The 21,647-nt window shown below is 37.7% G+C and carries 18 protein-coding genes; 10 read left to right on the forward strand and 8 right to left on the reverse strand.

The genetic code is table 11. From position 1 onward, the window contains the following. Positions 1-73 precede the first annotated feature (73 nt). Complete coding sequence (locus FJR11_RS12305) at positions 74-2,335, forward strand: heavy metal translocating P-type ATPase (protein ID WP_168503982.1); 2,262 nt, start codon at positions 74-76, stop codon at positions 2,333-2,335. Between the two features lie 155 nt (positions 2,336-2,490). Then, positions 2,491-3,594, forward strand: a complete 1,104-nt coding sequence (locus FJR11_RS12310) for an aromatic ring-hydroxylating dioxygenase subunit alpha (RefSeq protein ID WP_168503984.1) — start codon at positions 2,491-2,493, stop codon at positions 3,592-3,594. 390 nt (positions 3,595-3,984) lie between these two features. Here FJR11_RS12310 and FJR11_RS12315 read toward each other — a convergent pair whose 3' ends face one another. Together FJR11_RS12315 and FJR11_RS12320 are read right to left on the reverse strand one after the other, a co-directional pair. Then, positions 3,985-4,887, reverse strand: coding sequence for a CoA-binding protein (locus FJR11_RS12315; RefSeq protein ID WP_168503986.1), 903 nt, complete (start codon positions 4,885-4,887; stop codon positions 3,985-3,987). Between the two features lie 82 nt (positions 4,888-4,969). Beyond that, a complete protein-coding gene (locus FJR11_RS12320; protein ID WP_168503988.1) occupies positions 4,970-6,208 on the reverse strand; it encodes a succinate--CoA ligase subunit beta in 1,239 nt (412 codons plus the stop codon). Between the two features lie 347 nt (positions 6,209-6,555). Here FJR11_RS12320 and FJR11_RS12325 point away from each other — a divergent pair, with 347 nt between their 5' ends. Continuing rightward, positions 6,556-8,445, forward strand: a complete 1,890-nt coding sequence (locus tag FJR11_RS12325; protein WP_168503990.1) for a hypothetical protein — start codon at positions 6,556-6,558, stop codon at positions 8,443-8,445. Between the two features lie 101 nt (positions 8,446-8,546). Here the strand turns inward: FJR11_RS12325 and FJR11_RS12330 are convergent, their stop codons facing one another. Then, positions 8,547-9,413, reverse strand: a complete 867-nt coding sequence (locus tag FJR11_RS12330; RefSeq protein ID WP_168503992.1) for a shikimate dehydrogenase — start codon at positions 9,411-9,413, stop codon at positions 8,547-8,549. Between the two features lie 92 nt (positions 9,414-9,505). Between FJR11_RS12330 and FJR11_RS12335 the strand changes: the two genes are divergently transcribed. From FJR11_RS12335 to recJ, 4 genes are all read left to right on the forward strand, one after another. Beyond that, positions 9,506-10,408 (forward strand): alpha/beta fold hydrolase, encoded by a 903-nt coding sequence (locus FJR11_RS12335; RefSeq protein ID WP_168503994.1) that lies wholly within the window; start codon positions 9,506-9,508, stop codon positions 10,406-10,408. A gap of 332 nt (positions 10,409-10,740) precedes the next feature. After that, the gene (locus FJR11_RS23885) at positions 10,741-10,857 is read left to right on the forward strand and encodes a transposase (RefSeq protein ID WP_168503997.1); all 117 of its coding nucleotides are present in this window, start codon (positions 10,741-10,743) and stop codon (positions 10,855-10,857) included. A 159-nt stretch (positions 10,858-11,016) separates the two neighbouring features. Beyond that, entirely contained in the window at positions 11,017-11,448 is a 432-nt protein-coding gene (locus tag FJR11_RS12345; protein WP_371417514.1) for a hypothetical protein, read from the forward strand. A 37-nt stretch (positions 11,449-11,485) separates the two neighbouring features. Then, positions 11,486-13,552, forward strand: coding sequence for a single-stranded-DNA-specific exonuclease RecJ (recJ, locus tag FJR11_RS12350; RefSeq protein WP_168503998.1), 2,067 nt, complete (start codon positions 11,486-11,488; stop codon positions 13,550-13,552). A gap of 90 nt (positions 13,553-13,642) precedes the next feature. On the opposite strand, the gene psb30 is transcribed toward recJ, so the two are convergent. After that, on the reverse strand, positions 13,643-13,762 hold the full coding sequence (gene psb30, locus FJR11_RS12355; protein ID WP_168504000.1) for a photosystem II reaction center protein Ycf12/Psb30: 120 nt from the start codon (positions 13,760-13,762) through the stop codon (positions 13,643-13,645). A 166-nt stretch (positions 13,763-13,928) separates the two neighbouring features. Here psb30 and FJR11_RS12360 point away from each other — a divergent pair, with 166 nt between their 5' ends. The 3 genes from FJR11_RS12360 (at position 13,929) to FJR11_RS12370 (ending at position 15,049) form a co-directional block, all read left to right on the forward strand. Continuing rightward, positions 13,929-14,279 (forward strand): YkgJ family cysteine cluster protein, encoded by a 351-nt coding sequence (locus tag FJR11_RS12360; RefSeq protein WP_168504002.1) that lies wholly within the window; start codon positions 13,929-13,931, stop codon positions 14,277-14,279. Positions 14,280-14,360: 81 nt separating this feature from the next. Further along, positions 14,361-14,738 (forward strand): TMEM165/GDT1 family protein, encoded by a 378-nt coding sequence (locus FJR11_RS12365; protein WP_168504004.1) that lies wholly within the window; start codon positions 14,361-14,363, stop codon positions 14,736-14,738. Between the two features lie 29 nt (positions 14,739-14,767). Then, a complete protein-coding gene (locus FJR11_RS12370; protein WP_168504006.1) occupies positions 14,768-15,049 on the forward strand; it encodes a TMEM165/GDT1 family protein in 282 nt (93 codons plus the stop codon). Between the two features lie 54 nt (positions 15,050-15,103). On the opposite strand, the gene FJR11_RS12375 is transcribed toward FJR11_RS12370, so the two are convergent. The 4 genes from FJR11_RS12375 to FJR11_RS12390 form a co-directional block, all read right to left on the reverse strand. After that, positions 15,104-16,210: a fatty acid desaturase gene (locus tag FJR11_RS12375; protein ID WP_168504008.1), complete on the reverse strand. Its 1,107-nt coding sequence runs from the start codon at positions 16,208-16,210 to the stop codon at positions 15,104-15,106. A gap of 243 nt (positions 16,211-16,453) precedes the next feature. Further along, positions 16,454-16,939 (reverse strand): DUF4149 domain-containing protein, encoded by a 486-nt coding sequence (locus FJR11_RS12380; RefSeq protein ID WP_168504010.1) that lies wholly within the window; start codon positions 16,937-16,939, stop codon positions 16,454-16,456. A gap of 156 nt (positions 16,940-17,095) precedes the next feature. Further along, on the reverse strand, positions 17,096-18,658 hold the full coding sequence (locus tag FJR11_RS12385; protein WP_168504013.1) for a DNA cytosine methyltransferase: 1,563 nt from the start codon (positions 18,656-18,658) through the stop codon (positions 17,096-17,098). A gap of 144 nt (positions 18,659-18,802) precedes the next feature. Then, positions 18,803-21,391, reverse strand: coding sequence for a GAF domain-containing protein (locus tag FJR11_RS12390; RefSeq protein ID WP_168504015.1), 2,589 nt, complete (start codon positions 21,389-21,391; stop codon positions 18,803-18,805). Positions 21,392-21,647: the final 256 nt, after the last annotated feature.

A 21,647-nucleotide genomic window follows, 5' to 3' on the forward strand; every position in this document is an offset into this window, starting at 1 on the left:
ACCAATAGGTGAAGTATAGATACCCAAGTTCTCAAATAAGTCGGGGATTTGGACAATAATTAGAAGAGGTAATATGAATAATCTTAGTCTTAAACTTAAAGGGATGAGTTGCGCTTCTTGCGCTAATAATATTGAACAGGCAATTTTAGCTGTTTCTGGAGTTATTGATTGTCATGTTAATTTCGGTGCAGAACAGGTAACTATTAATTATGAACCTAAACAAACAAATTTAGCTAAAATTCAAGATGCAATTGTAGATGCTGGTTATTCATCTTTTCAATTAGAAACAGAAGGTGAAGATACAGCCGAAGCAGCGAGTAAATTAGCAGCAGAACGGGAACTGATTCTCAAGTTAAGAATTGGGGGTGTCATTAGCGTGATTCTGTTTTTTGGTTCTTTACCAATGATGACGGGATTGCATTTGCCTTTTGTTCCCGAATTCCTTCATCATCCTTGGTTACAATTAGTATTGACAACACCTGTGGAGTTTTGGTGTGGGGGATCTTTTTTCCGCAATGCTTGGAAATCTTTAAAACGCCGCACTGCAACGATGGATACTTTGATTGCTTTGGGAACAGGTACGGCTTATTTCTATTCTTTATTTGTGACGCTTTTTCCCAGTTTATTTCTTTCCCAAGGCTTAGAAATTCATGTTTATTATGAAGTTGCAGCGATGGTTGTCACTTTAATTTTATTAGGGAGATTTTTTGAACATCGGGCTAAAGGACAAACTTCGGCAGCTATTCATAAATTAATGGGAATGCAAGCGAAAACAGCTAGGGTAATGCGAGATGGTTTAGAAATAGATGTTCCTATTAATCAAGTAATAGTTAATGATCTCATTTTAGTTCGTCCTGGTGAAAAGATTCCTGTTGATGGGGAAGTAATTGATGGTTATTCTACCGTAGATGAGGCAATGGTAACGGGTGAAAGTGTAGCCGTGAAAAAACAACCAGGAGATCAAGTAATTGGGGCAACAATTAATAAAACTGGTAGTTTTAAGTTTAAAGCCACGCGAGTTGGTAAGGATACTTTTTTGGCGCAAATTGTCAAGTTAGTTCAAGAAGCCCAAGGTTCAAAAGCACCCATTCAAAGATTAGCAGATCAGGTAACTGGCTGGTTTGTGCCGGCTGTAATTGCCATAGCAATTCTTACTTTTATCATCTGGTTTAGTGTTACAGCTAATTTCACGTTAGCAATGATGACAATGGTAGGGGTTTTAATTATCGCTTGTCCCTGTGCTTTGGGTTTGGCTACTCCTACTTCTGTAATGGTAGGAACTGGTAAAGGTGCAGAAAATGGCATTTTAATTAAAAGTGCTGAAAGTTTAGAATTAGCGCACAAAATAAATACTATTGTTCTCGATAAAACTGGAACTCTAACTCAAGGTAAACCCACGGTGACAGACTTTATTACTATTAAGGGTACAGCCAATGGTAATGAACTTCAATTATTAAAATTAGCTGCCAGTGTAGAACACAAATCTGAACATCCTTTAGCAGCAGCAGTGGTAAAATACACTATTAATCAAGCTGTGAGTTTAGCTGATGTCAAGAATTTTGCAGCTATTGTTGGTAGTGGTGTTCGAGGAGTTGTATATGATCAATTAGTCCAAGTTGGTACACAACGCTGGTTTACAGAATTAGGAATTAATACTGATGCTTTCGAACCACAGCAAACAATTTGGGAAAGTGAAGGAAAAACAGTAATTTGGTTAGCAGTAGATGGTAATTTAGAAGCAATTATGGCTATTGCTGATGCCCTCAAACCCTCATCATTAACGGCAGTCAAAGCCCTGCAAAAACTAGGGTTAGAAGTGGTAATGTTAACGGGAGATAATCAACAAACTGCCCAAACTATTGCAAATCAAGTTGGGATTACTCAAGTTTTTGCCCAAGTACGTCCAGACCAAAAAGCAGCAATGATTAAATCATTGCAACAAAGAAAATTAGGAAATAAATCTCAAATTGTTGCTATGGTGGGAGATGGAATTAATGATGCACCAGCATTAGCACAAGCAGATGTAGGAATTGCCATTGGAACAGGCACAGATGTGGCAATTGCTGCTAGTGATATTACTTTAATTTCTGGAGATCTACAAGCCATAGTTACAGCCATTCAACTCAGTCGCGCTACCATCAATAATATCCGCCAAAATCTATTTTTTGCCTTTATTTACAATATCATTGGTATTCCCATTGCTGCGGGTATTCTCTATCCCTTCTTTGGTTGGTTACTTAACCCGATTATTGCCGGTGCAGCTATGGCATTTTCTTCTGTTTCTGTAGTCAGTAATGCTTTAAGATTGCGTAATTTTCAACCAGGAGTTAGGTAAAAAGCAAAAGTAAAAGTAATCTTTTCGATAAATTAATCATCTAAATTAAACTAATCACACAAATCATAGTTAAGACGGTACTGAAAACAACTGTTTTTTCGAGTTGTTCATGATAGGAATAGATCAACCGCTTCACTGCAAGTGAAACCCTAAAAATGAACACAAATATAGATAATCTTAACTCGGTTCGTCAACCTAAAATTTTCAACAAATCAACGAGTTTTGTTGAAGGTTGGTATTGGGTATTACCTTCTCAATCTTTGCTAGTAGGTGAGGTTAAAGCTGTAACTATTTTTGGCAAAGATTTAGTCGTATATCGTGGTAAAGATAGACGTGCAGTTATTCTAGATGCTTACTGTCCTCACATGGGTACGAGTTTAGCTGAAGGTAAAATTGAGGGTAATGAATTACGCTGTGTTTTACATCGGTGGAAATTTGATGCTGAAGGTATTTGTGTTGATATTCCTAACTTAGATGAACCTGTATCCCTGAAAGCCAAAACTTGGCCAGCAGCCGAACAATATGGGATGATTTGGGTTTGGACTGGGGAAACTCCTCAACAACCTTTACCTTTTGTTTTAGATTGGGAAAATCAAGAATTTGATTTTTCTCTCGGTTCGCAATTTAGTATTGATTGTCATCCCAATATCTTACTTCTTCAAGGTATTGATACTCAACAAATTAATCTAGTTCATAAATTACCATTAAAGATGGTTTTGGAGAAACAAGAACTAAATCAAAATGCAATTATTTTTAGCACTATTACTAATATTAATGCTAAGTCATTTTGGCTAAATCTCTACCGGCGATTTTTTAATAATTCTCTGATTTACAGTGTTTGTTATTGGTATGGAACAACCTGTATAGTTTCTTTTACTAATGAGTCTACCCATTTACATATAATATTTACAACTCGGATATTACCAGGGGGGAAAACGGAAGGACAAACCCTATTGATGTCCAAAAAACGTAAAGGTATTTTAGGAAAATTAACTAATAAATTGATGTTAAAGCTAGGGAGAAGAATTAGCGATCGCTTACTTAAAACCAATGATAGAATTTTACAAACCATGCAGTTTGATTTAAAAACTCCCCTCAAAGATGATTTATCAATTATGCAATTTATCAACCATTTAGAACGACAAAAACCCCTCACATGGCAAACTTGGCTATTAGTACGGTCACGGGAACGGGAAGAAGAAGTGCGTGAAGAGAGAGAGAAACGCGAAAAATGGCGAGATGAATTAGTTAATGACTAGAAAATCTAGATTTTGACAATAAAAATGAAGTGGACTCGCCACTTCATCAATTCCCAGGTAGAACGTGACATACTCCACACACTCCCTTATGCCTTGCGGCACGCTTGCGCGAACAGGTGAATGTGGGCTTCTCGGCGACTCTTCTATGAAGACATTAACCGAGCTTTAAAGCCCTATGCCCTAGGGACTTTTTGAGATAATTTTTAACTTTTTTGATAGGCTGCTTTTCAGCATTTAATTGAGTTACACCTACTGTTGAAAATTATCTCAAATATTTGAAAAAAAATCAAGAAAGTGTTCATTCCGTAATTCGTCACTTACGCGTATTCATCTCATCACCTAAAAAATTTTAAAATCGTATAAATACATACTAATTTTTGTGTTTCGCTGTTATTTGGTCTTGACACTCTGTGGAATGAGGATATTTTTCAGCAATTTAGGAATTTGAGAGGGACTATCAGCAACGGGAATTTTTGCAGATTCAAAAGCAGCTAATTTACTTTCTGCTGTGCCAAAATTAGCAGAACGGCCAATTACAGTTGCCAAAGTCCCTGTTTGTTGCCAGTTTTGTGCCGGTGGTGCGTGTCTACCAGCAATATAGGCAATTACAGGTTTATCAATGGCTTCCGTAATATATTGCGCTGCTGCTTCTTCACTTCCCCCTCCCGGTTGGCCAATTAATACAATTGCTTCTGTGGTGTCATCTTCATCGAGAATTTGTAACCATTGGAGGAATGAAGAACCAACAATAGCATCACTACCAATACTGACACTAATTGACTGTCCCAAACCTGCTTTTGTTAATTCCCAAGCTACTTCATAAGTCAGGGTACTGCTACGGCTGACAATTCCCACAGAACCAGGGATGTAAAATTCGCGTTCATGAGTACCTAGGAGAATTTTGCCAGGAACAATAATTCCTGGACTATTGGGTCCAATAATTAAAGTTTCACAAGCTTCTGTTTTGCGAAGGAGTTCCACCATATCCAAGGGGGGGACACCAGCCGTAGTAATGATAATTTGGGGAATATTAGAGGCGATCGCTTCTAATGCTGCATCCAAAACTTGATAAGGTTGAACACAAATAATTGTGGTGTCAATCTGTCCAAATTTCTCCACAACCTCCTCCACTAAATCAAATACTGGCAAATTATACATTTGCTGTCCACCACGCCCAGGATCAACACCAGCTACTAAATTTGTGCCATAAGCTTGCATTTGAGCAATATGAGTTGCTGAGATAAATTCACAAAAGCCCTGGATTAAAACTTTACTTTCTGGTGTTAAGTTCATAATTTGTTAGTTGTCAGTTGTCAGTTGTTAGGTGTTATTGAGTAGTTCAATTTTTAATTTTTAATTTTTAATTTTTAATTGATTACCTATTCCCTTTTTTAACCACAGGTATCTTCGCTAAACGAACTGCTTCCTTGACTGCTTCATCTAAATTTTCTACAACTATGATTGTTTGATTAGAGATTTTAAGTGTGGCTAAATATTCTTTGACCTGATTAAATTCAGAACCCGCTAAACGTAAGACTAACCGGGGTAAATTTAACTGTTGCTGACTCTTGTTACCATTAGATCCTGACACCGGAGATATAATTTCACTTCTGTCTGATTCGAGAAATTTGGTAATAATTTCTGGAAATTGGTTAACTTGAGGAATAGTTCCCAAAAAGTTGATGAGAATAACTTGAATACTCCGATCCTCAGCCAAAGTTTTCAAACTGCTTACTAGGCGATCGCTAAAAGTTGTCGGTGTGGTATCACTCATAAACAAATGGCGCAAATTGATACATTTACCAGGTTTACCACTGGCATTAACAATTGCATCCAATGTTGTTAATACAGAACCTTTACCATTACCTAAGATTCCAATTTTACCGCCCATTTCCAAGCTATCCCAGTTACCCAACAAACCATTCCTTTTTTTATCACCATCACGACGGACGATCATTTTTGCGGCCATGTCGGCTATTTCGGGATGACGGTTAATGGCTCGTTCATTCACCCTGACTTTACCATTGAGAGCCATCACTTGGCCAGCGGAGTTCACACCCAGAGGATGAATCTCTACTAAGTCCAAATCTTTTTGGATAAATAACTGGTATAGTTTCTCGACAATATCGCTCACAGACTGCATTAATGCCCCCTGTAAACCCATTTTTAAAGCCAGTCGTCTGGCATAAAATGGAGAAAATTCCTGTTCTACAACTACGTGCTGAATTTTTTCCCCTGCGGTTTCCCATTCGATATTTGCTTCTTGAGAACCCAACAAAACGGGACGACATAGCGCAGTATCTAAAACTACAGCTAGATAAAACTCCTCTTGGGCATCATACTTTGATTCTGCCAGTAACACTTCTGGCAATTGTCCCCAAATTGGCAGATTAAATATATTTTGGGCGGCGGCGATCGCATCAATCGTAGTTTCTACAATCCTGACTCCACCAGCTTTTTCCCTTTCCCCAGCTTGTACCTGGGATTTCAGCACAATCGGGTAACGAATTTTTAACCGTTTTAAATCTGTAGGATGGTCTATTCTTTGAGATGGTAAGACAGGAATCCCGATTTGACCAAACCATTCTTTAACTTGATACTCCAATAAATCCATTGAAACACACCTTGTATTGACAAGTCCAACGCTCTTTTTCTGATGCTATCTGATATTCTGCACAATACCGAAAATTATAAAATTTGGCTTTGGCTAACTGAAAAATTTATTTTGCCATTGGATTGTCTAATTTATAATCTAGCTGTATAAAAAATAGGAGTGTGAATCATCACCCCTTGTGTGTGTTTTTCGTGACAAATTTAACCTTCTGCTAGAAACTGATTCTATTGGATGTAAAACTAGGGTTTGAATCTTGCTCCCAATTTTCCTAATTCCTAGTCTCCAGTCCCCAATTCCCATGACCTTTGATAATCAAAACTATATAGAAAGAGTGGCGGTAACGCTTTATGAAAGCAACAGTTCAACAAGAAGACTTACAACTTTTAGGCGATATTTTGCAGGAAAGATTAGTGGCGGAAGTGGCTGATAGTCAGGGTTTCCAGGTGAAATGCGCTGTTAAAAATGATGAATTGATGATTTTAACTCAACACCCTCCTGGGGTGACAGTTGAGACACAGCACGTTTTTGAGGTATTAGAACAAGCACTACAATGGCAATTTAACTACCAAACTCAACGGGTACAATTTTTCTTGAGAATTTCTGGAGAAAAGCTTCCCTATGCTAAACATTTCCTAGATTTTCAGATTCCCAGTGTAGATCAAACTGACCATGGATTTCAGATTCCCACATTAGAGAGAGAAGATGAGATGGAAAGCGGAAATGAGAGAGACACTCTCTTTGTCCCTTTTGATCTGCAAAAATCATCATCTTCATTTACACAAACAGAAGACGAACCTATTGTTGATTCATTTCTCTCCGATTCTGAAAAACCTTTCTCAGATTATTCATCACCAGACTCAACTTTATACAATCTATCTCTAGATGAGGATGAATCTGAGGAACTTGAGGCAGTTGAGGAACTTGAGGAAAAGTTTGATCCTTTTGCCAATGCCCCAGATAAACCCAAAAAAAGACAGTTATCCCTATCATTTCCGCCTTTACCAATTATTGTTGGTGTGGCTGTAGTTATTGCTCTCCTTTCTGGTGGTGGTGCTTTCGTTCTCCATCGTGGTTGTGTAATTTCTGAATGTAAAGAATTGCAAATAGCCCAGCAATTTAAGAGTGGGTATCCGCAACAGATCAAGCGGACTAAATCGGAACAAGACTTATTAGCATTGCAACAACAACTAGATGCGGTAGTTGCCGATTTGCAAAAAATTCCTCAGTGGTCTCCCCGTTCTCAAGAATCTCAGTTATTAATTAATAGTTTTTCTGAACAGTCCACAAAAATCAACCAGGTGCTAAAAGCTTTACAAATGGCATCCTCAGTCCAGAAAACAACTCAAGCACCCGCGAAGAGCTTGGATGAGTTACGCAGTAGACAAAAGTTATGGGGACAGGCAATCACCGCACTAGAGATTATTAAACCTGGGAATGAATTCTATGGATTGGTAAAAGCAAATTTACCAAGCTATCAAAATAGTTTAAAGAGTATTAATCAGCAGTTAATTAAAGAAGAAACATGGCTACAAAAAATTACCAATGCCAAAACTTTAGGGGAAGACGCTACTAAATTCCAAGCTATTGCTAAATCTCTGGCTGAATGGCAAAAGGTGGAATCTGACTTCCAGACAGCAATTAGTATCTTAAAAATTATTCCTGTAGATAGTTTAGGAATTGAGGATGCACGCAAATTATTAGCAGATTACCAACCAAAAATCACTGTGGCACGCGATCGCGCTAAAAAAGAACAATCATCAGCCACATCCTATCAACAAGCTATTAAAGCCGCCAGTCAAGCCAAAATCTATGGTAATCAAAATCAATGGCAAGGTGCAGTTAAGGCTTGGGAGCAGGCTGTACAAAGTGCTAAACAAGTGAGTCAAGATACTTTCTATTTCAATCAAGCTAAACCCCTGATTGAAACCTATACAGCATCTCTTAAACAGGCACAAGAACAATTCCAACTCTATGGTGATTTAACCCAAACTCGCGCTGAACTCAACACCACTTGTAGTAGTACCATTAGGATTTGTACTTTTACCATCGAGAACCAGAAAATTAATGTTCGCTTAACTCCTGAGTATGACCGATTATTTCAAGCTAATAATCCAGAAATACAAAGTCACTTCCAAAGCTTGCAAGAAGCTCTCAAAGTCATTAGTCAAAATTCTCAACTTCCCGTATTTATCTATAATTCCCAAGGACAGGAACGGTATATGCGGCAGCCGCAGTAGGGGGCAGGGGGCAGGGGGCAGGGGGAAATTTCTTCTTTCTTTCTTTCTTTCTTTCTTCTGACTTCTGACTCCTGACTCCTGACTCCTGACTCCTTGAATCCTCAAATTCCCAGGTGATTTTGCAATGCTTGACGCATTTCGGTGACGGGAACAGTATCTTGTTGTAACCAGATTTTTAAGGCTGCTGCACCTTGTTGGACGAGCATTTCTAAACCATCAATAATAATTGCTCCTTGTTTTTCGGCTAGGTGCAGAAATTTTGTCGGTTTAGGGATATAAATTAAATCGTAGGCGATCGCATCACCAGGCAAATAACTAATTTCTTGGCTACTTAATGGTGATTCTTCCACATGGGGATACATTCCAATGGGGGTTGTATTTACCAGGAGGTTAGCTTGGTGGAGTAGGTTCGGTAATTCTTGCCATTCATGCACCTGGAATTTTTCTGCAAAGGGTGAATTTTGCCAACTTTGATGAAATGCTTGTAATTTCTGTAAATTCCGCCCGACAACGTGAATTTCTGCCAACCCAAGTTGAATACAACCAGCAACAACAGCCCTAGCTGCACCACCATTCCCTAAAATTACCGCTTTTTTCTGACTCCAATCTTGATGATATGTGGTTTGTAAAGGGGCAATAAATCCTTCGACATCTGTGTTTGTCCCCACCCATTTATCACCTTGACGAGTTACAGTATTCACTGCACCGATAGCTTGAGCGATAGGGGAAATTTCGGATAATAACGGTAATATTGCTTGTTTATGGGGAATTGTGATACTAAACCCGACTACACCAATACTAGCAAACCCGGCGATCGCTTTCTCCAAATTTTCTGGTGCAATGGGAAAAGGCAAATATACATAATCTAATCCCAGTTTAGCCAAAGCCGCATTGTGCATCAGTGGTGAAAGGGAATGTGACACAGGATGTCCAATAACTCCCAAAAGTTGCGTTTTTCCAGTAATCATTTTTATTATTTGTCAGTTGTTAGTGGTCAGTTGTCCGTTGTTAAATAATTTAATTTACAATTATTCACAGTAACTTAATATTTCTTTGTAATATGCAAACAAGTATCGCTCCCTCCACAAATCCGATTCCTGGTCAATATTGGCAATGGCGCGGACACAATGTGTATTATGTACAAGCAGGAGAACCACACCTTCAGCGTCCACCTTTGCTATTAGTACATGGTTTTGGTGCTTCCACAGACCATTGGCGCAAGAATATCACAGACTTGAGTGCAGATTTCCAAGTATTTGCCATTGACTTGTTAGGATTTGGGCGTTCAGCCAAACCTAATTTACAGTATAGCGGCGACTTGTGGCGCGACCAACTCCATGATTTTATCAGTGAAGTCATTGGTAAAAAAACAATTTTAGCTGGTAACTCCTTGGGTGGTTACGCTTGTTTGTGCGTTGCTTCCCAACGTCCTGATAGTGCGGCTGGTGTGGTATTACTTAATAGTGCTGGACCATTTTCTCAACCAGAAAATCAGATTCAACCTGCCATAAATCCTTTACAAAAACTTTTGGGTAAAACAGTAAAGTGGGCTTTTAAACAACGTTTATCCCAGTCTTTATTATTTCAATATACACGCCAAAAGTGGGTAATTCGTCGAACTTTAGAAAAAGTTTATCTTGATAAAAATGCAATTACAGATCAATTAGTAGCAGAAATCCAGCGTCCGGCTTTTGACAAAGGGGCGTTAGATGTATTTGTTTCTGTTTTTAGTAGTCCTCAAGGAGCGAAAGTTGACATTTTACTTAAACAATTAACTTGTCCGTTATTGTTATTATGGGGAGAAGCAGATCCTTGGATGAAAGCTAGAGAACGTTCTCAAAAGTTTCATGAATATTATCCCCAATTAACCGAATATTTTCTCACAGCCGGTCATTGTCCCCATGATGAAATTCCCGAACAAGTGAATTCACATTTACGTGATTGGGTAATTAATTTGAGTTGAAAATAAAATGGGTGGGCATCTTGCCTACCCCACAATATTCTAATTATGACTTTATCTAATTGACATTTTCTTTAAGGTATATTTCTTTAGTTTTGAAGCAGGAGTCACCGAGTCAGAATGAACAAGAATTCAATACTTGTCGGTTAAGGAAATGTAGGTTGGGTTGAGCGACAGCGAAACCCAACAAAATCCTTGATAATGTTGGGTTTTGTTCCGATTGCTCCGCGAACGTTTACGTTCCACAACCCAACCTACCATACAATAAATTTTTAGGCTTAACCGAGCAGTATTGACTCTCTATTCACTTTCTTAACTTATGCTATACTATCACCTTGAAGAAAGAAGATCCTAGTTTTTGGACAGATGCCTATTGCATTATTTCCGCTAGTGGAGCGCCGTTAGAAACACTAAAAGAATACATAAAATCTCAGGAAATGCAGAAAAACTAATATTTTGTCAAAAACTCAATTGTCCTCAAAATTCTTTCACTTGCAGTAAAAACATTTTAAGAACGTTTCGTTTTTAACTTGCTGACATCCCCACCCTCAATGTACTCATAGGGTGAGGAATTACGCAAAACTGTTAAAATATAATCAGGGTGTAAAAATATGAAGATGAAATTTGCGATTTCTGCCACATTGTTAACGACAACCTTACTGTTAACAGCAATTAACTCTAAAACGACATTAGCGGGAACTTGTGCTTCCCGTTGTGGTACTGCTCCACTTCATTTTACCCCAGGGCAATATATCCGGGTGCAAGTTGTGAACCGCAGTTATGGTGATGTGAAATTAGAACAGTTACCAGAATTGAGAAAAACGACTTTAAAACCGGGAGAAAAATTACAATTTGACTTACAACCGGGAACATTAGAGCAATTTTCGCTGATGTTTTGGGATGATGGGGGAAGATATGTCAAAGGAGTTGTTTCCAAACCGAATTTTGGGACTTTGGTTTTGGAAATTCGGCCAAATAGTCGGGATTATCCAGGCGATCGCTCTCTCTATATTCGCAATGATGGACAGGTAAGTATATTATAAACTTATGATCTGTAGCTAGTGTAATGACCAATAACTAATGACCAATGACCAATCCCCCAGACGCTTACCGAATCAACGCTGGCAAATTGCAGCAACAAATCCCGAAGCTAGTTTAAGATTAGCAAATTTAACCAATATTTCCCCCGTTATCAGCCAATTATTAATCAATCGGGGTATGGAAACCCCAGAAGATGCCAAGATATTTTTAGAACCAGAATCTCTAATTTTACCTTCTCCCCTGGAAGAATTCCCTGATTTGGCTGCGAGTGTGGAATTATTGGAATTAGCGATAGCGAAGCGCTCCGGAGGAATCGCCAATAAAGAGAAGATAGCAATCTGTGGAGACTATGATGCCGATGGTATGACTAGTACTGCAGTACTGCTGAGAACTCTTCGGGCTTTGGGTGCTGATGTTGATTATGCTATTCCTAGTCGAATGCACGATGGTTATGGGATTAATAACCGGATTGTCGAAGAGTTTTATGATGAAGGGGTGAAACTAATTCTCACGGTAGATAATGGAATTTCTGCGGTTGAACCAATTACCAGAGCCAGAGAACTGGGCTTAAAAGTTATTATAACAGATCATCATGATGTTCCCAAAATATTACCCCCAGCTAACGCGATTCTCAACCCGAAGCTGATAGCTGAATCTTCTCCTTATCGGGGTGTAGCTGGTGTGGGTGTGGCTTATATTTTAGCGGTTTGTTTAGCCCAACAATTAGGGGAACTGAAAGGTTTAGTGCAGCCGCTGTTAGCTTTATTTACTTTAGGAACTATTGCCGATTTAGCCCCTTTAACAGGTGTGAATCGTCGCTGGGTAAAACGGGGTTTAAAGCTATTGCCAAAATCTAATTTACCAGGGATACAAGCCTTAATTCAAATTGCTGGAGTTCAAGCTAGTGAAGGGGAAAAAAACCAAAATGCCAAATCTTTAAAACCGGAAGATATTGGTTTTCGATTGGGACCGCGAATTAATGCTATCGGCAGAATTGGTGATCCACAAATTGTGATTGATTTGCTGACAACTGATGATTTTAGTATTGCACTAGCTAAAGCTATCCAGTGTGAACAAACTAATACTCAACGTCAACAAATGTGTGAAGAAATTGAAAAAGAAGCCATTGCCATTGTTGAAGATTTATATGTAAACTCTTTACAAAAAGACCGCGTATTAGTTGTTATCAAAGATAATTGGCATCATGGTGTAATTGGGATTGTTGCTTCCCGCTTGCTAGAACGTTATGGTGTTCCTGTTTTTATTGGTACTTATGAAAATGAAGGCATAATTCGGGGTTCAGCGCGGGGAATTCCTGAATTTCATGTATTTGCAGCTTTAGATGTTTGTCGGGATTTATTGGGTAAATTTGGAGGACACAAAGCTGCGGGGGGATTTTCTTTACCAGCGGAGAATTTACCAGCGTTCCGGTTGCGGTTATCTGCATTTGCAAATCAGTGTTTAGAACTTCAACACCTTAAACCGCTGTTGAAAATAGATACTCAAGTTAATATTCACGAAATTAATCAGGATCTTTTCCAGCAGTTAAATATTCTCCACCCTTGCGGTATTGATAACTCAGATCCAATTTTTTGGACTGCGAATGTCCAAGTGATTGAACAGAAAATTGTTGGTAAAGGTCACATTAAATTGACTGTAGCCCAAACTATTGACAATCAGCGTCAGGAAATTAAAGGCATAGCATGGCGTTGGGGTGATTATTTTCCCTTACCATCAAGATTGGATATTGCTTATAAACTGCGGGAAAATAACTTTAATGGCAAAAATACCATTGAAATGGAGTTAATTGGTGCAAAATTGCCAAATCACGTTGTGGAACTTTTCACGAATTCACTAAATCCATCACGGGCTAGTTTTGAATATAAACAGCGTCAATACACCTGTGGAATCTATGAAAATGGGGTGAGTAGGGAATTAAGAGTCAAAAATTCTGAAGGTAAAGTTTTAGTCATGCGTCCAGAAGATAAATTTGGTCTGTTAGGTTTCAACCGCGAAAATGCTGAACAGATAAATTTATCTCAACCCATATATGAGGGGATTGTGCAAACTGCAATTCAGGCTTTGTCAACCTCTGTGCAGAATTAAAGATTGAAAACTTTTTTAAGCGGGGATTTAAACCCCGATGATTGCAAATGGGTAATTTGTGATTAGATAAACCATTACCCATTAACTAATTTACAGGTCGCCGTTGCGAAATGCTAGAACGAAGATTACTATAGGACCGGAAACCACAATTAGTCCCACGCAAGTTAACTGCAAGACGACTTCCCAATTGATGTTAGCTAAAATGTCCATTTTTTCCTCCCAATTGTTTTAATGGTTTAAAAAGATTTAATAATTCAATGACAAAACCCGCAACTTATCATATCTGTTTAGGGGATCTAAAATTTAATTTACTTCACAAAATTATAAGAAAAGTCATAGAAAAGTAGAATAGCAGGAATACTAGAAGGTTAAAAATATGGCTACTTGGCAATGTATATCTCAGTGTGGGGCTTGTTGTAACCTGACACCAGCGGATCGTCCAGATATAGAAGAGTATCTTTCACCACCTGATTTAGAACTTTATCTCAGTATGGTCGGTGAGGGAGGATGGTGCGTAAATTATGATCATGGTACGCGAGAATGTAAAATCTATTCCACCCGTCCTTGGTTCTGTCGTGTGGAAGCAGGGACTTTTGAGGAAATGTATGGGATTGAAGCGGAGGATGTGAACGATTTTGCTATTGATTGCTGTCGTCAGCAAATTGACGGGGTTTATGGCGATCGCAGTTTAGAACAAATCCGCTTTGATCAAGCTGTGGGTTTTTGATTCAGTTAAGTTGCAATTTATGACAACAATATGAGAAAATGAAAAGAATATGAAAATAACTTAGAAACAAAACTAACGCCTGTGAAACTTGATACTGCACCTGTCAGCGTTGCTAACTTATCGGAAACTGAAAGCCAGTTACATCAACCTATAGTTAAGGATCATCCCAAACCTAAAGAATCTGTATTTATGGTCTTTGGGACAACCTTTATCACCATTTTTCTCGCGGAAATTGGTGATAAAACCCAACTTTCTACCCTGTTAATGAGTGCAGAATCTCATGCTCCTTGGGTGGTTTTTCTGGGTTCGGCAGTAGCATTAATTACTACTAGCTTGCTGGGAGTATTGTTAGGTGGTTGGATATCCACAAAACTTAGTCCTAAAACCGTCGAGAAATCAGCCGGGGTGATGTTACTACTGATTTCCGTTATGTTGGTTTGGGATGTAATTCAGGGTTAATACTTGTAAATATTGTGAACTAGGGAATTATGAACTGGCATCTTTTAGGAATAAGCTTTGTAACGGTGTTTTTATCAGAATTGGGTGATAAAAGTCAGTTAGCAGCGATCGCTCTTTCTGGACAAGGACAATCTCGCAAAGCTATATTTTTTGGTACAGCAGGCGCTTTAGTATTAACCAGTCTCCTGGGAGCATTAGCGGGTGGTGCAGTGTCCCAATTTTTGCCTACACGGATTTTAAAAGCGATCGCTGCTGTGGGGTTTGCTATCCTCGCTATCCGTCTCTTATTACCCAATAGTGACGAGGAATAAGAGACAGCAAATAAATAAATGATCCGCCTTTATGCTGATTACAAAAGCGATCGCCTACTCTAACATAAAACTGATGCTGCCAGAGGTTAATTGATGAAATGAAGCGATGGATACAAGACGATTCGCGGACGCATCCCACAAAATAAATTGGAAACAATCAGGAATATCTGCTATTTTTAGCTTTTTTACATGGGTCAGTAAATGACTATTTTGATTGTGGCAAGCTTCCAAATTGTAATTAGGAATTCTTTCAGAAAGATGGTGAATATTGTGGTAGCCTATGTCCGCTGCAAACCATTTGAGAACTGTGGGTAATTCTAAGTAACTACTGCCTTCTAATGCTCCTAGGGTATAATCCCAACCTTCGGTTTTATGAGCGTAAGAACCATCAAAATTGTGCTGGACAAAGAAGACGCAGATGAAAATCGCTGCTGCAAAGGTGAGGGTAATTGAGTAAACGCTCAAGAAAAATCCAAACCCTATTAAATGACCCAAATAAATCCAACTACTAACTACACAAATATTGTTAAAAAGGAGATCAAAAAACTCTCCCGTTGTGTACCAATTTCGGGATTTATAAGAGTAAATGATTTTCTTGATATCCATACTCGGATTTGCTTGGATGCAAGTCAGTAAATGACCGATAAATCCATATAATCCGGCGATTAGTGCTAATCTGGGCTTAATTGCTAGGTAGAAAAAACCGCCCGGAAACAGCATAAATGGATGCCTCAGAAATTCATACCACTTTTGTCCAAAAGGACTAAGTTTACTAAACTCCTCTGTGGAGATTAATGCAGAAGGTCCGCGATATTTTTCCCAATCACCATTTGTTTTATGATGATAAGCATGACCTCTTGACCAAGGATATTGAGGAATGGCATTAATTACTCCCAACATAAATCCTACTACTCTATTTACCCGTTTCGATCTAAAGAGTGAATAATGTCCACAATCGTGCATTAGAGAAAAAGAACGGAGTGAAAATAGTGTGATCAAAATCATGATTGGTGGCAGCAACCACAGAGAAAATTCTGCTGCTTTTACTGCTAAAATCCATAAGAGAATATAGGGAACGACTGTATTCAGGATTTGATAAGTTGCGCGTAAGTCGTTGCTCTTCATGTGAGGAGCTAAGACAAAATCTGACTTTTTAATCATTATGATTAGTTTTACTACTATCTTTGCCAACAGTCTGGTGATGTTTGTTGGGAATTACTTTATAATAAGCTAACCAAAAATTGAGGTTTTTGGCGATTTATTAACCCACATTTCGCACACTATTTTATACTATATCTAGTATGACAAATATTGGGTTAATGTTTAGCTAGATAGCAATCGCCAAAATCCCGGACAATACCAGTGTTTATACTTTATACTGTGTATTTTCTTACCTTCTAAAAATTAAGCTTCGCGCCAATACCAGTTCAAAAGAATACCCCCTGCTAGTACCTTCAAGGCTTCTAACAGGAAATAACCACTGTGCAATAGGTTCATTGTAGCTGGAAGTGGATTACTAGCAAGTAAGCTGAAATTAGTTCCTAGAGCGCACATTTGGGGAGTTAGGAAATAAGTATCTAGTAATGCTACTGTCAAGAGAAGTCCAGATAAAACAATACTACCTAAACCCCAATGAGATTTAGTTTTGCTAATAGCTAATACAGCCGTTAAAACCACAGCAGCAGACAATAATTCTAAGCGATTAAAATTCCCAAAAATCACATAACCTGCTGTGGAAAAATTTGCTTCATTCATCATGCCAGCAAAATAAAGACTAGGCATAATTACCCAATCTAAAACCAGACTAGCACTGAGCCAAAAGCCTAACGTCAATATCATGGCAGTTTGCCAATTTGACCGTTTAAATTCAAGGTTAGAAATAGCGTTCATAAAAATAATTGCTTTGTTGTATTCTTAGAGTCTAACTAAAAGAATAACTTTGACAGCAAATATCAATTAACTGTTACAAAGAAATAAAAAAATAAACTTATTAAAGGAATTTTAGGTAGGTTTGTTAACAAAATTTAAGTTTAATTAAGAAATAATTTAAAACGCTTCTGCAAAGCTTAATGTCTCTGTGTCTGGAAAATCCAATTCAATAGATTGATTATTTTGGTCTTTCTCTTCATTTTCAAAGACACCAGTTTCAACAATGGCTTTACACAATTTATCAATTACGGGGACGGAAACACTATTGCCAATTAGTTTCATCCATCTTGCTCTTGACTCTGGTAATTTAAAATCATGAGGAAATCCCTGTATTAAACAAGCCTCACTTTTAGTGATTTTTCTAAATTCTCTTGAGTTATAAACTTCCTTTATGAATTTGTTTTTAAAATCATGATGATTTATTGCTGCGATTGTCTTTAAAGTTATAAAGTCATTTGTATCGCTTGCGACTAAAGTTGGGAAAATATCAGAACTTGGCAAAAAGATGCGATTTACACCAAATAATCCTGTGCTGATTTTAGTATTTTTAAAATCATAGCGAATTTCGTCACACTCAATAATATCTTTTTCTTTAAGAGATTGAATTATTTTTGTAATTGACCTCTTTTCTAATTTAAACACTTTTTGGATTCTTAAACTATCAACAATGATTTCTGCATTATTTGTAAATGAAAGTAGAAGTGCTTCATCCTTTGTCAAGTCGTTAATATTATACTCTTTAATAACAAAACGATACTCTTCAGATTTTAAGATGTCTAATTGAATCAGTTCATCAATTTCTTCTTGTTTGATTGACGAGTCTAGACTTTGAAAATGTGCTAATGATAATGGATTTCCGTCTAATTCACCATAATTGCTTTTGCGTCTGTTTTTAAGTAATAATAAGCAAATATCTTTCTGCCGTTGAGTAGTGTCAATAATGTCCCACGAATGTATTGTTGTATGACCATTTCTTAGGTCGTTAAATAAAAAGTAATCGTTGAATCCATTTGTATTTGAAAGACTCATATTTTTAGATTCAAGAATATTACCAAATAAGTCTCTCTGAACAATCTTATTATCTATTCGTTTCTGTGACTCAATACCTAATATATCACCAAGTTTTAGTTTGTTTTCAATGGGCTTTGGTAATGTGAAATTTTGGAAGTATTCCTGATTCTTAAATCCAATTATATATATACGAATTCTATTTTGTGGCACACCATAATCAAACGAGTTAATTACAAAATAGTTTGCATGATATCCTGCTTGTTCAATTCTTTCTAAGATATATGATAAAGCCTTTTTATTTCGAGGGTCAACCAATCCTTTTACATTCTCAAAAATAAATACCTTTGGTTGAGATTGTTGAAGCAAATAAATTGTATCGTTCCATAGTTGCCCTCTATCATCATCAAAACCCAGATTTTTACCTGCAATTGACCAGCTTTGACAAGGAACTCCAGCAGTTAATAAATCGTGAGGTGGTAATTCTTTGATTTTGGTAATATCTCCTAAGTTAGAACTAGGTTCAATTTGAAAGTTCTCGCAATATGTATTTATTGCATCTTTATTTATTTCACTAAAACCTAAACAATGACCACCATTATTGCTTAGTGCCATTTTAAATCCACCAATTCCAGCAAAAAGGTCAATAAAAGTAAATCGGATCTTTTGCATTTTATGTCTCTGATTTAAATCAATTATTTTCAAACCTCTATGGGACAAAAAGCTGAAAGTTCCTGTATATTTTCCCTATAGAGAATAATATCCAGAAACTTTCTAGTACAGCACGGCGTAAATAGAAAAATTACCCAAAAATGGTTATTTTTCTTTAAATGTCCACACACCTTCATCCCAATCAGCATCAGATGGGGGTGATTGTATCCAGTGCTGACAACGACTCATGTATAACATCGAGGCTTTATCCTGATTGTCAGCGGACAAGGCTTTAACAAACTCTGGGAGGGCTGAGGTAAATTGACGTTTTAGATAGTATTCACGCCCTTTGTGGTAATGCTCAATTAGTTCTAGTTTGGAGCTATTAATATTATCAGTGCGCGAGCCTATTAACTCGTAAATAGCGACTGGTTCATTGCGTCCTTTCACACGGATGTAATCTAGTTCTCTTGCCCAAACACTATCTTGGCAGATTTTATATGTATTGTCGCTGATAATAATATCGCAACCATATTGTTTGCTAACACTTTCCAATCGAGAACCAAGATTGACACCATCACCAATAGCGGTAAATTCCATCCGTTTACTAGAGCCGATATTGCCACTAATTACGGTATCAGAATTAATGCCAATCCCAATTTTAATGGCACATTGATTAGTTAATTGACGCAGTTCATTTAATTCTTGCAAACGACCGCGCATTTCTAGTGCTGTTTGGACTGCCATAACTGCGTGTTCTGCTAAAGGTAGGGGAGAACCAAACACAGCCATAATGGCATCACCGATATATTTATCAAGAGTGCCTTTATGTTTAAAGACTGCTTCTACCATTGATTCAAAATATTCGTTCAGCATTCTGACCACTTCTTCAGCTTGCATATTTTCTGTGAGGGTGGTGTAGCCACGAATATCAGAGAATAAGATAGTAACTTCTTTGCGATCGCCTCCTAATTTAGCATCATCTAATTTTAGCAATTCTTCCGCTAATTCCTGGGTCATGTAACGGTACATTGTACTCTTCAGACGCTTTTCATCACTAATATCTTCCATGACCACCAATGCGCCACAGACTTTTTTTTCGTCTTCAACATCGGAAATGCTGTTTAGTGATAAGTTAACGCTGTGTTGTTCTGTTCCTGTAGTTAATAAAGTGCGATCAGGATAATATTGCTGGCTCTCTTTAGAATTATTAGACTCTAGAGTAATCTGAAACCATGTACTAAAGTCTCCCTCTTTAATAGTGACAATATCATTCACCATTTTGCCTTCTAAAGCTTCTTCAGTCTGAAAGCCTAGCAATAGTTTAGCACGTTCATTAGCTGTAATAATTACGCCATTTTGATCTGTAGAAATCACCCCATTGGAAAGACTTCGCAAAATATCCCGCTGCATTTTTTCTTGTTGTTTAACTTTGGCAAACAACTGAGCATTTTGCAAAGCCACCCCGGCTTGAATATTAAATGCTTCCATGAATTCTTCATCATTTTTATCAAAACTAGCTTGGAAGCATTCAGGAGCATTAGGCCAAGAAGCTGGATCATAAGCGGAAAACTCCCCAACTTTCTTTTTATTGACTAATTGGGTAACACCAATCAATACTTGATCACTATTAAATATTGGCATACACAGCAAACTACAGGTGCGATAGCCATTACTTTGATCCATTTTTTGAGCCGTTCCGGAGTCAGAATGCTCATATAAATCAAAGGGAATATTGAGTTTTTTACCAGATGCAGCCACTATACCGACAAAGCCTTGACCCATGGGTACACGTAACTCTTTAGCGATACCATTAGGTTGATAAATTTTTGTCCATAAATCATGACGATCTCTATCTATTAACCACAGTGTACTGCGGTCAGCATTCATCAATTCTTTCGCCTCATTCATCACCCGTTTGAGGGTTTCTTCTAAATCGAGTCCACTTTGACTGAGGGATTTAATCGCCTTCATTAATGCGGCGGCGGCTCTTTGTTTTTGAGTAGCAATATAGAAGGAGCGAGATGATTCTAAAATCAGGCGAATAGAGGGAGCAAATTCTAGAAATACATTTTCATCAACTTCAGAAAACCCTTTCGTATCAACCCGATCTGCAAGGGGATCTTTGAGATCATGAACAGGTTTTAATTTATTTAGTAATTGGACTACCGCAACTAATTTATTATCTTCTGTATTTAACAGTGGCAATGCCAACATTGTATAAGTGCGGTAGCCATTTCTTTTATCTTGTTCTTGGGCAAATGTTGAGCGGGGATCATCATAAAAATCAAAGGGAATATTGACAACCCGTTTGAAAGTAGCAACTTCACCTGCAATCCCTTTATTGGCTGGAATCCGAATTTCTAAAGGGCGTTTACTTTTCCCTTCCGCTAAAATTGACCAAAGTTCTTGTTGCTCTTCATCTAATAAAAATATCGTTGTCCGATCTGCTCCCAATAATTCCCCAGTTTTGAGAGTAATTGAATGCAGCATTTCCTGAAGGATTGTTTCAAAACCTTGATAATCCAACATGGATAAGGTTTGATTAACAACCTGTAATTTCTGCTCAACCTCTTGAACTACCCCTTTGAAAGTATCCTTATTCAAGGGAGCAAGAAACTGCGAAATAGTTCCTTTTTGTGTGGTTAAAGAAACTACATTCGGAGAATTTCTTTGTCCCCTATTATTTGGTTGAGGATTCACATCAATAATCACATCTGTGTTTACTTCAGCATTCTGTTCATGCACTGACATAACTATCTTCCAATATGGTATGATTTAGAACCGAGAAATGGTCAATGATAATATTTAAGATTTATTTTAAATCTTTTTGGTATCCATACTTATTTAACAGTATTTATGTCTACTGTGCAATTGTTTTTAACCAATTGATTACTTCTGATTACTGTGATAGCTCCCCAGATCAGATCCAACAGTAGGAAGATTTACCAATCGGGAATAATGCAATTGTCGCCACATCTTCAAATATAGTTATGAATTGGATGATATG

The organism is Anabaena sp. UHCC 0187 (assembly GCF_009712035.1).
Classification (GTDB): Bacteria; Cyanobacteriota; Cyanobacteriia; order Cyanobacteriales; family Nostocaceae; genus Dolichospermum.

What these genes read in the sequence shown, in the direction of transcription:
- FJR11_RS12305 (WP_168503982.1), top strand. Translation starts at nt 74, where the DNA reads ATGAATAATCTTAGTCTTAAACTTAAAGGGATGAGTTGCGCTTCTTGC.
- FJR11_RS12310 (WP_168503984.1), top strand. Translation starts at nt 2,491, where the DNA reads ATGAACACAAATATAGATAATCTTAACTCGGTTCGTCAACCTAAAATT.
- FJR11_RS12315 (WP_168503986.1), bottom strand. Translation starts at nt 4,887, where the DNA reads ATGAACTTAACACCAGAAAGTAAAGTTTTAATCCAGGGCTTTTGTGAA.
- FJR11_RS12320 (WP_168503988.1), bottom strand. Translation starts at nt 6,208, where the DNA reads ATGGATTTATTGGAGTATCAAGTTAAAGAATGGTTTGGTCAAATCGGG.
- FJR11_RS12325 (WP_168503990.1), top strand. Translation starts at nt 6,556, where the DNA reads ATGAAAGCAACAGTTCAACAAGAAGACTTACAACTTTTAGGCGATATT.
- FJR11_RS12330 (WP_168503992.1), bottom strand. Translation starts at nt 9,413, where the DNA reads ATGATTACTGGAAAAACGCAACTTTTGGGAGTTATTGGACATCCTGTG.
- FJR11_RS12335 (WP_168503994.1), top strand. Translation starts at nt 9,506, where the DNA reads ATGCAAACAAGTATCGCTCCCTCCACAAATCCGATTCCTGGTCAATAT.
- FJR11_RS12345 (WP_371417514.1), top strand. Translation starts at nt 11,017, where the DNA reads ATGAAGATGAAATTTGCGATTTCTGCCACATTGTTAACGACAACCTTA.
- recJ (WP_168503998.1), top strand. Translation starts at nt 11,486, where the DNA reads ATGACCAATGACCAATCCCCCAGACGCTTACCGAATCAACGCTGGCAA.
- psb30 (WP_168504000.1), bottom strand. Translation starts at nt 13,762, where the DNA reads ATGGACATTTTAGCTAACATCAATTGGGAAGTCGTCTTGCAGTTAACT.
- FJR11_RS12360 (WP_168504002.1), top strand. Translation starts at nt 13,929, where the DNA reads ATGGCTACTTGGCAATGTATATCTCAGTGTGGGGCTTGTTGTAACCTG.
- FJR11_RS12370 (WP_168504006.1), top strand. Translation starts at nt 14,768, where the DNA reads ATGAACTGGCATCTTTTAGGAATAAGCTTTGTAACGGTGTTTTTATCA.
- FJR11_RS12375 (WP_168504008.1), bottom strand. Translation starts at nt 16,210, where the DNA reads ATGATTAAAAAGTCAGATTTTGTCTTAGCTCCTCACATGAAGAGCAAC.
- FJR11_RS12380 (WP_168504010.1), bottom strand. Translation starts at nt 16,939, where the DNA reads ATGAACGCTATTTCTAACCTTGAATTTAAACGGTCAAATTGGCAAACT.
- FJR11_RS12385 (WP_168504013.1), bottom strand. Translation starts at nt 18,658, where the DNA reads ATGCAAAAGATCCGATTTACTTTTATTGACCTTTTTGCTGGAATTGGT.
- FJR11_RS12390 (WP_168504015.1), bottom strand. Translation starts at nt 21,391, where the DNA reads ATGTCAGTGCATGAACAGAATGCTGAAGTAAACACAGATGTGATTATT.